General features: G+C 64.9%; 11 protein-coding genes. 6 read left to right on the forward strand and 5 right to left on the reverse strand.

Annotated elements, in window-relative coordinates; translation table 11 throughout:
- Positions 1-398: 398 nt before the first annotated feature.
- The 3 genes from GE253_RS22360 to GE253_RS22370 all read left to right on the forward strand — a co-directional run bounded on the left by GE253_RS22360 (position 399) and on the right by GE253_RS22370 (position 2,881).
- Positions 399-1,652, forward strand: a complete 1,254-nt coding sequence (locus tag GE253_RS22360) for a diguanylate cyclase (protein ID WP_153206359.1) — start codon at positions 399-401, stop codon at positions 1,650-1,652.
- Positions 1,652-2,503: a metallophosphoesterase gene (locus GE253_RS22365; protein WP_153206360.1), complete on the forward strand. Its 852-nt coding sequence runs from the start codon at positions 1,652-1,654 to the stop codon at positions 2,501-2,503. The genes GE253_RS22360 and GE253_RS22365 overlap by 1 nt, the downstream gene beginning before the upstream one ends.
- Before the next feature lie 162 nt (positions 2,504-2,665).
- A complete protein-coding gene (locus GE253_RS22370; RefSeq protein ID WP_153206361.1) occupies positions 2,666-2,881 on the forward strand; it encodes a hypothetical protein in 216 nt (71 codons plus the stop codon).
- Here GE253_RS22370 and GE253_RS22375 read toward each other — a convergent pair.
- Positions 2,878-3,564 carry a TetR/AcrR family transcriptional regulator gene (locus GE253_RS22375; protein WP_153206362.1) on the reverse strand — a complete coding sequence of 229 codons (687 nt, stop codon included), beginning with the start codon at positions 3,562-3,564 and terminating at the stop codon, positions 2,878-2,880. The two genes, GE253_RS22370 and GE253_RS22375, sit on opposite strands and share 4 nt — an antisense overlap.
- Positions 3,565-3,659: 95 nt before the next feature.
- On the opposite strand from GE253_RS22375, the gene GE253_RS22380 reads away from it, so the two are divergent.
- Both GE253_RS22380 and GE253_RS22385 read left to right on the forward strand, forming a co-directional pair.
- A complete protein-coding gene (locus tag GE253_RS22380) occupies positions 3,660-4,748 on the forward strand; it encodes an efflux RND transporter periplasmic adaptor subunit (RefSeq protein ID WP_153206363.1) in 1,089 nt (362 codons plus the stop codon).
- Positions 4,745-7,849 carry an efflux RND transporter permease subunit gene (locus tag GE253_RS22385; protein ID WP_348770934.1) on the forward strand — a complete coding sequence of 1,035 codons (3,105 nt, stop codon included), beginning with the start codon at positions 4,745-4,747 and terminating at the stop codon, positions 7,847-7,849. The genes GE253_RS22380 and GE253_RS22385 overlap by 4 nt, the downstream gene beginning before the upstream one ends.
- A gap of 58 nt (positions 7,850-7,907) precedes the next feature.
- On the opposite strand, the gene GE253_RS22390 is transcribed toward GE253_RS22385, so the two are convergent.
- The 3 genes from GE253_RS22390 to GE253_RS22400 all read right to left on the reverse strand — a co-directional run bounded on the left by GE253_RS22390 (position 7,908) and on the right by GE253_RS22400 (position 11,371).
- On the reverse strand, positions 7,908-8,735 hold the full coding sequence (locus tag GE253_RS22390; protein ID WP_173012777.1) for an enoyl-CoA hydratase-related protein: 828 nt from the start codon (positions 8,733-8,735) through the stop codon (positions 7,908-7,910).
- A 160-nt stretch (positions 8,736-8,895) separates the two neighbouring features.
- On the reverse strand, positions 8,896-10,236 hold the full coding sequence (locus tag GE253_RS22395) for an amidohydrolase family protein (protein ID WP_153206366.1): 1,341 nt from the start codon (positions 10,234-10,236) through the stop codon (positions 8,896-8,898).
- 64 nt (positions 10,237-10,300) lie between these two features.
- Positions 10,301-11,371, reverse strand: a complete 1,071-nt coding sequence (locus GE253_RS22400) for an aldose epimerase family protein (RefSeq protein WP_153206367.1) — start codon at positions 11,369-11,371, stop codon at positions 10,301-10,303.
- 160 nt (positions 11,372-11,531) lie between these two features.
- On the opposite strand from GE253_RS22400, the gene GE253_RS22405 reads away from it, so the two are divergent.
- Positions 11,532-12,458: a Gfo/Idh/MocA family oxidoreductase gene (locus GE253_RS22405; RefSeq protein ID WP_153206368.1), complete on the forward strand. Its 927-nt coding sequence runs from the start codon at positions 11,532-11,534 to the stop codon at positions 12,456-12,458.
- Positions 12,459-12,499: 41 nt separating this feature from the next.
- On the opposite strand, the gene GE253_RS22410 is transcribed toward GE253_RS22405, so the two are convergent.
- Entirely contained in the window at positions 12,500-14,902 is a 2,403-nt protein-coding gene (locus GE253_RS22410) for a glucan 1,4-alpha-glucosidase (RefSeq protein ID WP_247878816.1), read from the reverse strand.
- Between the last annotated feature and the right edge of the window lie 160 nt (positions 14,903-15,062).

Below are 15,062 nucleotides of genomic sequence, written 5' to 3' on the forward strand. Positions count from 1 at the left end.
GCGCATACCGCCCCCGCGCACAGGCAGCCATGAATGAAGGATCGTCCTGTACGTTGCTGATAGCTGATGGCGTGACCGGATTTTTTTGGAACATACAAAGAAAATCATACTGAGTTATTAAAGAAGCCGTCCAAAGCGGCCTATGGTGGCATGTGGCGACGCTGCAAAATTCCAGCACCCGTGTTATGCTAAACCGTGATGGACAGAACTCATCGCGGTTTGGTATGGCGGCGACCGCTACCGCGCGGCACGTGCCGCGTGAAGCCAAGCCGCCGGATGGCGGCGCTGGCGATTGAGGGCCTTGATCCAAACCAGTAGGTTCTGATCAAGGCAACGAAATATGGTCCAGTTGCCGTTTTGGAATAAAGGCCGCCCGTTGCCGGCGGGTGGATCAAACGATGCGCACGATATATTTCCTCGATGATGGCCCGTGCCTCGGGGATAGCCTGATCGATTTCCTACAACTCTACGGATATGCGGTCCAGTTTTTTGACAATCCTGCGCAGCTGGCCGCCGGGATGGCAGAGGCTGTGCCGGATGCGGTCATTCTGGGCGCCAGCCAGCAGCCGCTGGCCGAGCATATGCCGGCTCTGGCGGATCTGGTGCCCCGTGATGCAGCGGGGCGGACGCGCTGCCCGCTGATCGTTACGGCCGACCAGCAGGATTTTGCTGCCCGGCTGGCGGCCGTGAGGGCCGGGGCGGCGGCGTTCCTGGGCCAGCCGGTTGACCCGCAGACATTGCTGGAACGGCTGGATGAGCTGACGGAGATGCAGCCGCCGCAGCCTTTCCGCATTCTGCTGGTCGAAGATGATCCGGTGATGGGGCAGATTTATCTGGCCGCCCTGGTCCGGGCGGGAATGGAGGTGCGCAGCATCGCCGATCCGACCCTGGTGATCGAGGCGATCCATGACAGCGATCCCGACCTGCTGATCACCGATCTGAACATGCCGCAATGTTCCGGCCTGGAACTGGCCGCCGTCATCCGCAGCCATGCGGATTTGACCGCCTTGCCCATCGTGTTCCTGACCGGGGATGCCGGGCAGGACAGCCGGCGCAGCGCCGTCAACCTGGGCAGCGACGCCTTTCTGACCAAGCCGGTGCAGCTGGGCGATCTGGTAGAAACGGCGCGGGCGCGCGCCCGGCGGGCACGGGCGCTGCGTGCCCTGATGGTGCGCGACAGCCTGACCGGCACCCTGAACCATGGCAGCATCAAGGAGATGCTGGTCAGTGAGTTGGGTCGGGTCCGGCGGGAGGGAGACGGGCTCTGCCTCGCCATGATCGATATCGACCATTTCAAGCAGGTCAATGACAGCCGCGGCCATGCCAGCGGCGACCGGGTGATCAAATCCCTGGCCCGGCTGCTGCGCCAGAACCTGCGCCGCAGCGACCATATCGGCCGCTATGGCGGGGAGGAATTCGCCATCATCCTGCCACGCACCCCCCTGGCTGATGCCCAACGCCGCCTGGACGCGTTACGGGTGCAGTTTGCCCAATTGGTGCAGCCGCACAGAATGGGTGATTTCCGCGTCACCTTCAGCGCTGGCATCGTGCAGGATGACGGGCAGGCCGAGGCTGGCACCCTGATCGAGGCGGCCGACGCCGCCCTCTATGCCGCCAAACGGGCCGGGCGCAACCGGGTGGTGGTGGGTTGATGCGGCTATGGGCCATCGCCGACCTGCATCTGGCGGCTGCGGAAAATCGCGCCGCCCTGGCCAGTCTGCCGGACCATGGCGATGACTGGCTGATCCTGGCCGGGGACGTGGCCGAACGGCCGGACCATCTGGACGACGCTTTCAGCCTGTTGGCCCAGCGTTTCGCCCGGCTGATCTGGGTGCCGGGCAATCATGAGCTATGGACCCTGCCCGGCCCCGATGGCCCCCTGCGCGGGCAGGCAAAATATCAGGCCATGCTGGATGTCGCCCGCCGCCACGGTGTGCTGACCCCGGAAGACCCCTACCCGGTCTGGACCGGCCCTGATGGGCCGGTGCTGATCGTGCCGCTGTTCCTGCTCTATGATTACAGCTTCCGCCCGGCGACGGTGGCGGCTGCCGATGTACTGGCCTGGGCCTGGGAACATCGGCTGCGCAGCGCTGATGAGGTGCGGTTGTCACCCGCCCCCTATGACAGCCGCGCCGCCTGGTGTGCCGCACGGGTGGCCACCACGGCTGAGCGGCTGACGGCGGAACGGCCGGCCGGGATGCCCACCATCCTGGTAAACCATTTCCCGCTGCGGGCCGATCTGGTGACATTGCGCCGCATCCCCCGGTTCAGCCCCTGGTGCGGCACGGTGCTGACGCAGGACTGGCACCAGCAGTTCGGCGCTGTGGTCTGCGTGCATGGGCACCTGCATGTACCGGCCACCCATTGGCGTGACGGGGTGCGGTTTGAAGAGGTCTCCCTGGGCTATCCCAAGCAATGGCAACCGCACGGGCGGGGGCCGGAACAGGCGCTGCGGCTGATCTGGCCCCCACCGGTGACAGAGATGGCGACAGCGTTGGTATGAAACCACCCCGCCTGAAGGTTGTGCCTCAGGCGGGGTGAAGGCCGGCGACCGCCGGCCCGCCGCTTATGCGGTGTGAGCCAAGCCCGCGGAAGCGGGTGCCCGGCGATTGAGGGAAATTTGTGTGATAGGATAGCCCCCTCACCCGCAGTGAAAGCTTTGCCCATGCGCGCCGCCCTCCTGCTGATCCTGGTCGCCGGCCTTTTGCTGGGCCTGCTGGCCTATGCCGCCTTTCACCTGACCATGGGGCTGGAACCGCTGCCGCTGGCGGCACGCGGGGCCATGGCCGCGGCCATTATCGGGGCGCTTGGCCTGTTCATCCTGTTCACCACACTGCAGCGCCGCCAGCGCCGGCGGGATCGGGAAGAGGGGCGGGATTAAGCCCCGCTGTCTCCCGCCTCCCCTGCCGGGGCCAGCTGAATGATACGGCAAAACATGTCGATGGCCCGTTCGATATGGGCGGCCAGTTCCGCCGGCTCCGGCTGCGGCCTCACGCCGGTGACGACGCGATAGTAAAGATCGCCATGCACCAACATGCAGAACGACTTGGCCGTGAACAACGGTTCAGGCACGCGGGCGTAGCCGGCCTGATCCAGACCATGAAGATATTCCGCCAGCTTTGCATGAAGCCGGTCCGGCCCGCAGGAGAAGAAAATCTGCGGCAGGCGGGGGAATTTGATCCCCTCCGCCATCACCATGCGCCACAGCGCCAGGGCATCGGGCGCCAACAGCACGCGCATGAAGGCATGGCCGATGGCCAATAACACGGCCCGCGCGCCCCGGGCGGACAGGTCAGGGGATGACAGCTCCTCCATGATGCAGGCGCAGCGCTCGACGATCATGGCTTCGAATAGCCCTTCCTTGCTGCCGAACAGCTGATACAATGTGCTGAGCGAGCCGCCGGAGCGGCGCACAATGGCTGCCAGACTGGCCCTTTCATAGCCAACCTCGAAGATGACGGCCGCCGCAGCATCCAGCATCGCCTGCCGCCGGGCTGCCATCTTCGCCGACTGTTCCCCTTCCGCCACACCGCTTTCCTTCGTCTGTTCTGTGACACGCGTCACTTGAAGAACTGTAATGTACGTTACATTATCTTCTGCCACGCTGTCGCGCGGTTTCTCCTGCCCTTTGCGCCGTACCCCTTCCGAAGGAATAGATCATGGTTTGGCCGCTCACCCGGTCCGCATTGCTGCTTGTGCCTCTGCTGATCCTGTCGGGATGCGGCGCCAAGGAGGAGGTGAAGGCCCCCGTCCGGGCGGTGCGGGTGGCGGAGGTGGCGCTCAGCAAGGCCGACTCCGTCATGCGCTATACCGGCACCGTGGTGGCGCGCACCGAAACGGTGGCCGCCTTCCGCGTTGGGGGGCGCATCACCCAGCGTCTGGTGGAGGTGGGCAATCGGGTGGAGGCAGGGCAGAAGCTGGCCCAACTGGACCCGGCCGATCTGAAACTATCACTGCGTCAGGCCGAAGCGCGGCTGGCCCAGGCAGAGGCCGGTGCCACGCAGGCCGCCGCCGATCTGCGGCGCTATACGCCGCTGCTGAAATCCGGCCATGTCTCCCAGGCGCAGTTTGATCAGGTGAAGGCAGCCTCGCAGGCGGCCGATGCCCAACTGGCGCAGGCCAAATCCGGGCTGTCGCTGGCCCGCAATGAACTCTCCTATGCCGATCTGACCCTGACCCAGGCCGGCACGGTGACGGCACTGGATGCCGATGTCGGCCAGGTGGTGGCCGCCGGACAGGCCGTGATGCGCGTCGCCACCGATCTGGGCCGCGAAGTGGCCATTGATGTGGCGGAAAGCCAGGTGACCCGGCTGAAGGTGGGCACACCGGCCAACCTTTCGCTGTGGGCCGACCGTGAATTGACCTTGACCGGCACGGTGCGGGAGATCACCCCCATTGCCGATACCGCCAGCCGCACCTTCCGCGTACGGGTGGCCCTGCCGGAGGATCAGGCCGACAAGGTGCGGCTGGGCATGACCGCCACCGTGCTGTTCGACCGTGAACAGGCGCAGGAGGTGGTGGTGCTGCCCACCACCGCCCTGTACCAGCAGGGGGACAAGCCGGCGGTCTGGGTGATGAATGACAAGAAGGACCGTGTGGTCCTGCGCCCCGTCACCATCGCGCGCTACCGGCCCAACGCCATCGTCGTGGCGGATGGTCTGCGCCCCGGGGAGCTGGTGGTGACGGCCGGTGTCCACCGGCTGGACGCCAACCTGCCCGTCCGCGTCTGGGACGGGGGCCTGCCGTGAGCCAATTCAATCTCTCCGCCTGGGCCATCCGGCACCAGGCGCTGGTGCTGTTCTCCATCATCCTGTCGCTGGTGATGGGGGTCTATGCCTATTTCCATCTGGGCCGGGCAGAAGACCCGCAATTCACCATCCGCACCATGGTGGTGACGGCGCAATGGCCCGGTTCCACCGCCAAGGAGATGCAGGAACAGGTCACCGACCGCATCGAACAGGCGCTGCAGCAGATCCCCAATTTCTACCATACCAAGACCTATGCCCGCCCCGGCGAGACGGTGATCTTCGTCAATCTGATGGATTATACCCGGTCCAATGTGGTGCCGGATATCTGGTATCAGGTGCGCAAGAAGGTGGGCGACATTGCCGACAAGCTGCCCGCCGGCGTGATCGGCCCGCAATTCAATGACGAGTTCGGCGACACGTTCGGCAATGTCTATGCCTTCACCGGTGAGGGCTTCAGCGATACCGAGATGCATCAGGTGTTGCTGGCCGCCCGCCAGCGGCTGCTGCGCATCCCCTCGGTCGCCAAGGTGGATTTGCTGGGTCTGCTGGATGAACGCATCTATGTGGAGTTCGACAGCGGCCGGCTGGCCCAATATGGCGTGACGGTACAGCAGATCGGCCAGGCCCTGGCCGCCCAGAATGCGGTGAATGCCAGCGGCATTGTGGAAACGGGGCAGGAACGGGTGCGGGTGCGCATCACCGGTGCCCTGTCCACCGAAGATCAGGTCCGCGCCGTCCCCATCCAGGCCAATGGACGGCAGATGCGGCTGGGCGATATCGCCACGGTGCGCCGCGGCCTGCAAGACCCGCCGGAAACCCTGATGCGCCATAATGGGGAACGTGTGACCGGGCTTGCCGTGTCCATGGCGGCCGGTGGCGACATCCTGAAGCTGGGGGACGCGCTGGATGCCGAAATGGCCACCATCCAGTCCACCCTGCCGCTGGGTGTCGAGATTGAGAAGATCGCCGACCAGCCGACTGTGGTGAAGGACAGTATCAACGAATTCATCAAGGCCCTGGCTGAGGCACTGGGCATCGTCCTGGTCGTCACCTTCATCAGCCTGGGGGTGCGCACCGGTGTGGTGGTGGCCCTGTCGGTGCCCCTGGTGCTGGCGGTGACCTTCGCCGTCATGATGGCGGCGGGGATCGACCTGCACAAAATTTCCGTCGGCGCGCTGATCATCGCGCTCGGCCTGCTGGTGGATGATGCCATCATCGCGGTGGAAATGATGATGGTGAAGCTGGAACAGGGCTGGGACCGGGCACGCGCCGCCGCCTTTGCCTGGACCAGCACGGCCTTCCCCATGCTGACCGGCACGGTAGTGACGGCGGCGGGTTTTGTGCCGGTGGGCTTTGCCCATTCGGCGGCCGGTGAATATACCGGCGCCATTTTCTGGGTGGTGGCCACCGCCCTGCTGGTTTCCTGGTTCGTGGCGGTGATCTTCACCCCCTATCTGGGCTTCAAGATGCTGCCCGCCCCGCATGATGGGCAACAGGGGCACGACCCGGAAAACAGCCATGATGCGGCCTATGACAAGCCAATCTATCGCCGGCTGCGCCGCAGCCTGATCTGGACGGTGAACCATCGCTGGATCGTCATCATCCTGACGGTGGGGGCCTTTGGCCTCTCGGTCTTCGGCTTTGGCTTTGTGCAGCAGCAATTCTTCCCCAATTCGGCCCGGCTGGAACTGGTGGTGGATATGGAATTGCCCGAAGGCACCGCCATCGCCGCCACCACGGCCAAGGTGAAGGAGATGGAAGCCTTCTTCGCCAAGGAAAAGGCCATCACCCGGCAGAGCGCCTTCATCGGCAGCGGGTCGCCCCGCTTCTACATGCCGTTGAACCAGGAACTGAAGCGGCCGAATTTCGCCCAGTTCATCTTGATGACCACCTCGCTGGCGGATACGACCCGGCTGGCCAAGAGCTTGCAGCCGGCCCTGGAAAACCAGTTCCCCGAATTCCGCATCCGCGTGGCGCGGCTGGAAAATGGGCCGCCCGTGGGCTATCCGGTGCAGTTCCGCGTGATGGGGCGCAATGCCGATGTGATCCGCCAGATCGCTGGTGAGGTGCGGGAGATCATGCGGGCCAACCCGCATACCGCTGACGTGAATTTCGACTGGAACGAAAAGATCAAGTCAGTGCGGTTGGTGGTGGATCAGGAACGCGCCCGGGCGCTGGGCATCAGCAGCCAGGAACTGGCACAGGCGATGCAGACGGTGCTGACCGGCTATACCGCCACCCAGTTCCGGGAAGGGATCGAGCTGATCAATGTGGTGCTGCGCGCCAATGAGGATGAGCGCCGCGCCGTCGACCGGCTGGGGGAAATCCGTCTGCGCGGCGCCAATGGCGTGACCCTGCCGCTGAGCCAGATCGCCCGCATCGAATATGGGCAGGAGGAAGGCATCCTCTGGACCCGTTCGCGCGATCTGGCCATGACGGTGCGCGCCGACATCGTTGGCAATGTGCAGGCACCGACCGTCACGGGGCAGATTGAAAAGGCCCTGGTTGATCTGAAATCCCGCCTGCCCACCGGCTATCGTATTGAACTGGGCGGCGCGGTGGAGGAAAGCGCCAAGGGTCAGGCATCCATCATGGCGGTGATGCCGACCATGATGATGATCATGCTGGTGGCGCTGATGATACAATTGCAGAGCTTCCAGCGCGTGGTGCTGGTGTTCCTGACCGCCCCGCTGGGGCTGATCGGGGTCACCATCGCCCTGCTGGCCTTCAACCAGCCCTTCGGCTTCGTGGCCCAGTTGGGCGTGATCGCGCTGGCCGGCATGATCATGCGCAATTCCGTCATCCTGGTCGATCAGATCGAACAGGATATTGCCGCCGGTCACGGGCGTTTCGATGCGGTGGTGGATGCCACGGTCCGCCGCGCCCGCCCGATCATGCTGACGGCGGCGGCGGCGGTGCTGGCCATGATCCCGCTGTCGCGCTCCACCTTCTGGGGGCCGATGGCGATTGCCATCATGGGCGGGCTGCTGGTGGCCACGCTGCTGACCATCTACAGCTTGCCGGCCATGTATGCCGCCTGGTTCCGCGTACGCGCGGATGAAAAGGGGCCCACCGCCCCTGGTGGCTTCGGGGCGGAGTAAAACAGGGAAGGGCCTTGGGTCGACCATGACCCAAGGCCCCCTTTTTCCCTTATCGTCTTTAGTCAGCGCAGGCAGGCATGGCGCAGCGGCTGAATTGCGGGCGGCGACGTTCCACAAAGGCGGTGATGCCCTCGGCAAATTCCGCGCTGTCGATGGCGGCCAGGAAGGTCTCTCGTTCCGCCGCCAGCTGCTGCTGGAAATTATGTTCCAGCGACAGATAGAGCAGCCGCTTGGTCCGCCCCGACGCCGTGGCCGCCCCAAAGGCCAGCTGGCGGGCGGTGCAGCGGGTTTCCTCCGCCAGACGCGAGGCCGGGCAGACACGGTTGACCATGCCCAGCTCCAGTGCCTCCGCCGCTGTCAGGCGGCGATCCAGCAGGGCCAGTTCAGCCGCGCGGCGGGAACCGACCAGACGGGGCAGCGAATGGGTGGCCCCGCCATCGGGCGTAGTGCCCAAGGGACCATAGGCCATCTGGAAGACCGCCCGGTCGGACGCCACCACCAGATCGCAGGCCAGCACAATGCCCAGGCCCGGCCCGGCCGCCGTGCCATGCACCCCAGCAATCACCGGCTTTTCCATGCGGCGCAGGGCGGTGACGGCCTGATGGGTGAAATCCATCAGCTTGGTGAAATAATCACGCCGCTCAGTTGCGGGCGCCGACAGCATCTTGTGGAAGGCCGGGATATCCCCACCCGACATGAAGCTGGTGCCACGGCCGGTCAGCACCAGCACCCGCACCGCCGGGTCATTGGCCGCCTCCGTTGCCATGCCGGCCAGCGTGGCCGCCATTTCTACATTCATGGCATTCAGCACGGCGGGCCGATTGAAAATGATCTCCGCCACACCTTCCGTGGCATGGCGGGTATAGATCAGGCAATCCGATCCCATGTTGCACCTCCCAACGCGATAGACAGGATGTAACGGTCTCTCTGCCCTTACCGGCACTGCCGCTTGTTTCCTGATATAACAACATTGCCCCATCAATAGGCCAATGGGGAATATTCTTTGGCACGCCAGCTTGAAGGTTAGATCGAATCGATAGTCCGGGTCAGGGGGAGGGGACGAAGGGTGCGGGCTGGCCCGCGCTGCGATGGACCAGACCGCGCCGCATGACGAAGGCCACCTGCTGCAAGGCGGTGATATCGGCCAGCGGGTCGCGCGCCACGGCAATGATATCGGCATCCAGACCGGTGCGGATGGCCCCAATTCTGTTTTGCTTTTCAAGGATTTCGGCTGCTGTTACGGTGGCGGAACGGATGGCATCGGCTGGTGCCATGCCGGCATCCACCATCAGCTCGAATTCCTGCGCATTCAGCCCATGGTGGCTGACACCGCTGTCGGTGCCGAAACCCACCTTGACCCCCGCCTTGACCGCCCCGCCGAAGGCGGCCTGCATCTTCGGTCCCACCTCCAAGGCCTTTTCCTTCTGTGCCGGGGTCAGGGTGGCGCTGTTGCGCGCCAGCTCCGTCACCGTATGGCCGGCCAGCAGGGTGGGCACCAGAGAGGCCCCGGTCTGGCGGAACAGTTTGATGGACTCGGCATCCAGGTAGCTGCCATGTTCCACCGTATCCACACCGGCCCGGAGCGCGGCGTTGATGCCGGCGGCGGCATGGGCGTGGGAGGCGACGCGCTTGCCCATCAGATGGGCGGTATCGATGATGGCCTTGATCTCATCATCGAACATCTGCTGCCCGGTGCCGGCGGCGATGTTGGACAGCACACCGCCGGTGGTGGCCAGCTTGATGACATCGGCCCCCATGCGGATCTGTTCGCGCACGGCGCGGCGGCAATCATCCGGGCCATTGCACACGCTTTCCGGCCGCAGCGCATGGGTCACCGCCTCGTTGAAGCCATTAGCGTCGCCATGGCCGGCGGTGATGGAGATCATGTGCCCGGCGGCATAGATGGTCGGCCCCTCCACCGCCCCCCGGTTGATGGCATCGCGGAGCGCAAAGCCAGTGCGGGCCGGCGACCCCAGTTCCCGCACCGTGGTGAAGCCCGCCTGCAGGGTGCGCCCGGCATAGACGACACCTTTCAGCACGGTGGCTTCCGGGTCTTCCTGCACCTCTTCCAACAGGTTGTTGGAGCCCAGTTCGCCACTGAAATGCACATGCAGGTCAATCAGGCCGGGCAGCACCCAGGCATCCTTCAGGTCGATCAGCGTCGCCCGGGCCACCCCAGCCGCCGCCGCGCCCAGATAGCCGGGGCGCACATCCTTGATGCGCCCGTCGGTAACGATGATGCTCTGCTTTTCCAGCACCTTTTCACCCGGCACGGCCAGCAGATGGCCGGCATGGATGATGCTGGTCTCCGCCATGGCCGGCAGGCAGGCGGCCGACAGCAGCAGCAGCAGCCCGGCCAGCAACGTGGCAATCTTTCCCCGTTTCATGATCCTGTCCGATTTCTTGTCATTGGTTGCGGGATAGTCTGGATGCGGCAGAAACGGGGGCTGATCAAGCCCCCGCATCGGTGCTGAACCGATAAAGAATCTGGTGGCGGTAGGTCTGACCGGGGTCCAGCCGACAGGGGGGGAAATCGGGCCGGTTGGGCGTGTCCGGAAAAGCCTGCGGTTCCAGGCACAGGCCCCCGCGCCGTCCATAGGCGGCACCGCCCTTGCCGGACAATCCGTCAGGCAGGAAATTACCGGTATAGAATTGCAGGCCGGGTTCGGTTGTCCAGACCTCCATCACCCGGCCGCTTTCCGGCTCCGACAGGCGGGCGGCGAAGGCGGGTTCCGGCTGGCGACCGGCGCGCAGCACAAAATCATGGTCATAGCCATGACCCAGCGCCAGTTGCTCGTCACCGCCGCCCTGTTCCAGCCCCTCCCCCACCCGTCGGGTTTGCGTGAAATCGAACCAGCCGCCGGCCACCGACCGGGCCGGGCCGCTGGGGATGGCGCTGGCATCCACCGGCAGAAAGCTGTCGGCGGCGATTTCCAGATGATGGCCGCTGATGTCCCGCCCCGCCGCCTGACCGGCCAGATTGAAATAGGCATGGCCGGTCAGGTTGACGATGGTGGGGGCGTTGCTGACCGCCTCCAGCACCAGTTCCAGCCGGTCTTCATGCAGGCGATAGGTGGCGCTGGCGCGCAACTGACCGGGGAAACCCTGGTCGCCATCCGGGCTGTCCAGGCAAAGGGTTACCTGCGGCACCGGATCGGCCGTCAGCCCCGCCACCTGCCAGATCCGTTGATGTAAGCCGCCGGTCCCGCCATGCAGGCTGTTGGGACCGTTATTGACATCCACCTGCCGCATCACCCCATCCAGGCTGAAACGGCCGCCGGCAATGCGGTTGGCATAGCGGCCGACGACGCTGCCCAGATAGCAGGCATGATCCAGATAGGCCTGCGGATCGTCATGCCCCAGAACAATATCGGCCGGCTTCCCCGCCCGGTCCGGCACCACCAGTCCCTGCAGGGTGGCGCCCAGGGTCAGGATGGTGGCCGACAGTGCCCCATTACGCAGGGTAATGCAATCAACGCTGCCCCCCCGGTTCAATTGGCCGAAGGGCCTGCATTCCGCCATTCTTGTTTCCATCCCGATCTTTCCCGTCTGCTGGGGGGCCGATGTTTATGGTTGGTGTTGCCGAACTAATCATATAAATGATGCCAATGAAACGGCCGCCTTGCCCCGGCCGCACCGCCGGGGCAGTGACAGGCCGAACAGGAAGGATTGGAAACCGCCCATGGCTGCTATCAAGCTCGGGCTGGTCGGTGTTGGCAAGATCGCCCGCGACCAGCATTTCCCCGCCATTCATGCCAACCCGGATTTCGATCTGGTGGCCGTGGCCAGCCGCCACGCCACGGTCGATGGGTTGCCCAGCTATCATGATGTGGCGGAAATGCTGGCCGCCCACCCGGAGATTGAAGCCGTCTCCATCTGCACCCCCCCGCAGAGCCGGCATGAGATTGCCCGTTTCGTGCTGGAAAGCGGGCGGCATGTGATGATGGAAAAGCCGCCCGGCGCCACGGTGACAGAGGTGCATGATCTGATCGATCTGGCTTGCCGGCGCGATCTGGCGCTGATGGCCACCTGGCATTCCCGTTACGCCCCGGCAGTCATTCCGGCCAAGGAATGGATCGCCCAGCGCCGGTTGCGCCGCGTGCATGTCACTTGGCGCGAAGATGTGCGCCATTGGCACCCCGGCCAGGATTGGGTGTGGGAAGCCGGCGGGCTGGGTGTATTCGACCCCGGCATCAATGCCCTGTCGATCATCACCGCCATCCTGCCCAACCCGCTGATCATGCAGGAAGCGACGCTGGATTTCCCCGCCAACCGCCATTCGCCGGTCACGGCGACATTGTCGATGAAAGATGTGGCGGGACTGCCGGTGACGGCCGATTTCCATTGGCTGCAGACCGGCCCGCAGACCTGGGATATCCAGGTGGAGGCCGAAGACGGCGTGTTGACCCTGTCGCGCGGCGGGGCTGCCATGTCCATTGATGGCGTGGCGCAACTGGAACAGAAGGAACAGGAGTATCCCGGCCTGTACCGCCGTTTCGCCCAACTGGTGCCCAAGGCCGGCATCGACGCCGATATGGCACCGCTGCATCTGGTCGCCGACGCCTTCCTGCGCGGCGAACGCCGCACGGTCGACGCCTTCCACTGGTAAGCGGAACGGGGCGGCGGGTTACTCCCTGCCGCCCCTTTGGGTTATTTTGCGTAACGCGCCGCCACCGGCGCGTACCAGTCCCAGACCCGGCGGTCATGCAGCGACCGCAGCAGTTTCACATATTCCGCATGGCTCCAGGCCAGGGGCGTGGCGGAATTGGTGCCCTGGCCCAGGCTATAGCCGGGCGGGGCAACGCCCACCCCATCCCAGACCTGTTCCGGGATCATCAGCCCTTCATTGGCGAATTTCTCCATGCCGCGCGCATAGGTGCGGCGGATGGCGTCGATATCCGCCGGCGTCGCCCCGCCGGGTTTCAGGCTGGCGGCGGCCAGTTCATAATGCCCGCGTTCGCCGGTGAAGATGGGCCAGACGCGGCCGCGCTGGCCGGCCCCCATGCCGCCTTCCAGCTCCCCGGTGCCGTAATTGGCGCCATTGCGCACATCTTCCCCATAACCGTCATTGCCATAGCGGCGCCAGCCGGGATAGGTGCCGTCATCGCCGGGGAATTTGAACAGGTATTTCACCCGCACCTCATCGGGCAGGCCCGTATCATCCAGTTCCGGCAGACTGTCCAGGATGGCGGGCGCATCGGCCCGGCGCACGCCATAACGCACCAGTTCCAGGAAACCGGCATCCAGATAGATATCCTCTGTCAGCGCCGGTTTGCCGTTGCGGGCGGTCAGCGGCCCCTTGTCATTGGGATTGTCATTCCGGGTGATGCGCAGGAAATAGCGGCCATTGCCGCCGCGTTCTTTATAGGGGCCGTTGGTGGTGAACATCGTCGCCTCGATCCGGGCATTGATGGCATCGGCCTTTTCCCGGTAACGGACGGCGGAAGCCTTATCGCCGACCCCCTCGGCAATCTCCGCCGCCGCCACCAGACCGGCCACCACGGCCGCCGTGGTGGAGGGGGAATAGCCGCCCTGTTCCTCCCAGCGTTCCTGCTGGGTGGCGGGCGGGGTGACGGTGTCCTTATTGTTCCAGTCGATACCGGGCTTGCCGCCCGTGACCAGGAAATCGGCGGCAGGCTTCAGCATATCCGCCCACATCGCGTTCAGCGTGGCCTTGTCCAGCACGCCGGCCTGGGCCAGCTTCCAGCCCAGCATGATGGGCATGGCCGTCTGGTCCAGTTGCACCGCCACCCATTCGCGCGTGCCATCCACATGGGTCTTTTGCAGGAACCAGCCGGTCACCCCCTTGTTGCCCTTGGTATCCGGGCGGACCTGAATGGTTTTCAGATAATTGAAGGCGGCCAGCGGGGTCTGCTTGTCGCCCAGCGCCAGCAACGCCATGGCGCATTGATAGAAATCGCGCGGCCAGACGGCCTTGTAACCGGTGGCGAATGTCTCCGCCGACACCGTGTCGCCCCAGGGCGTGGAGAGGGAGGCGATCAGCGCCCCGGCATGAGTCTTATCCTCCTGCGCCTTCAGCACCATGGCGCTGACATAGGCAAGCTTGCCGCCATCGGTGGCCGTGGCGGCCAGATCGGGCAGCGGGGCGAGGCTGACCAGGTAATCCTCCCAGCCCACAGCGTCGCCTTCGCCATTATAGGCAGCCAGCACGGCGCTGTAGCCGCGGCGCAGGCTGGCATCCGCCGCAGCAGCGGCCGCCGCCTTGTCAGCCCCGAAACCGATGACGATATCCTGCACCCGCTCCGTCCCCTTCGCCACCTTGGGCAGTTCCCCCGCCAGGGCGACATTGCCGGTGCGGGTGCCGCTGGTCTGATAGGCGGGCAGCACGCCATCCCGTCGCAGGGCCGTCAGCCCGTCCGACGCCCCGACAAAGCCCACGGATGTACGGATAAAACCGGTAGCGGAACGAATGGACAGGGCATTGGCCCCTTCCCAGGCATTCAGGGTGCCGCCGCCGCTGTCCGCCCGGTCACCGCCACCGGTCCCCGCCATCTGCGGATCGGCCAGCAGCACCGGGGTGATATCGGCCGTAAGCGCCCGGAAAATGGTCCGGATGAACAGCACATCGCGGTCGGGGTCGGTGAAAATATGCTTTTCCACCTCATACCGGCCCTGGCGGTCGCGGTTGATGATGCGATAGGCCAGCGACAGCGGCCGGCCCTGCGCATCCTGGTGCAGATAATCGATATGGCTGTCCATATCGCCCGCTTCCAGATGCAGGAAACCGTCGCCCTTGATGGCAAATTGCAGTTCGCGCAACTGCGCCTCATGGATCTGGCCGCGCATCGTCTCCGTAACGATGCCATGGGCCAGGGAGAACCAGACGCGGGAGATCGGGCCGGTGGCCCCGCCATCCTGATAGCGCCCATTCTGATAGGATTCGTAGGATGTGCCGATGCCGGTCTTGCCGGAATAGGCCCAGGTGGCCGGCGCACCGGGCGCGCCAGGGGCCACCTGTGGCGCGGTGGCCGCCAGACTGGTGCCCGCCAGCAGCAGGGCGGCGAAGCTGCCAAACATACGGCGCGCCATCATCTTCCTGTTCATCTCACTCCCCATTTCAACGCTTGTTGCCGGCCCCGGCATCCTGCGCCGCCGCCTTGGCTATCCCATTGATGACCCAAGCCGGCCGGCCGGCGCGGCCTGAATACGTATGTGCTGCGGCGCACCCTTCTGGCGAATACGTATGCGCCTG

The sequence above is a fragment of the Niveispirillum sp. SYP-B3756 genome (assembly GCF_009495745.1).
Taxonomy (GTDB): Bacteria; Pseudomonadota; Alphaproteobacteria; order Azospirillales; family Azospirillaceae; genus Niveispirillum.

Bases quoted from the DNA above. Each gene is read 5' to 3' on its own strand.
- GE253_RS22395 (WP_153206366.1), bottom strand. From the start codon at position 10,236: ATGAAACGGGGAAAGATTGCCACGTTGCTGGCCGGGCTGCTGCTGCTG.
- GE253_RS22390 (WP_173012777.1), bottom strand. From the start codon at position 8,735: ATGGGATCGGATTGCCTGATCTATACCCGCCATGCCACGGAAGGTGTG.
- GE253_RS22405 (WP_153206368.1), top strand. From the start codon at position 11,532: ATGGCTGCTATCAAGCTCGGGCTGGTCGGTGTTGGCAAGATCGCCCGC.
- GE253_RS22380 (WP_153206363.1), top strand. From the start codon at position 3,660: ATGGTTTGGCCGCTCACCCGGTCCGCATTGCTGCTTGTGCCTCTGCTG.
- GE253_RS22410 (WP_247878816.1), bottom strand. From the start codon at position 14,902: ATGATGGCGCGCCGTATGTTTGGCAGCTTCGCCGCCCTGCTGCTGGCG.
- GE253_RS22370 (WP_153206361.1), top strand. From the start codon at position 2,666: ATGCGCGCCGCCCTCCTGCTGATCCTGGTCGCCGGCCTTTTGCTGGGC.
- GE253_RS22365 (WP_153206360.1), top strand. From the start codon at position 1,652: ATGCGGCTATGGGCCATCGCCGACCTGCATCTGGCGGCTGCGGAAAAT.
- GE253_RS22360 (WP_153206359.1), top strand. From the start codon at position 399: ATGCGCACGATATATTTCCTCGATGATGGCCCGTGCCTCGGGGATAGC.
- GE253_RS22400 (WP_153206367.1), bottom strand. From the start codon at position 11,371: ATGGCGGAATGCAGGCCCTTCGGCCAATTGAACCGGGGGGGCAGCGTT.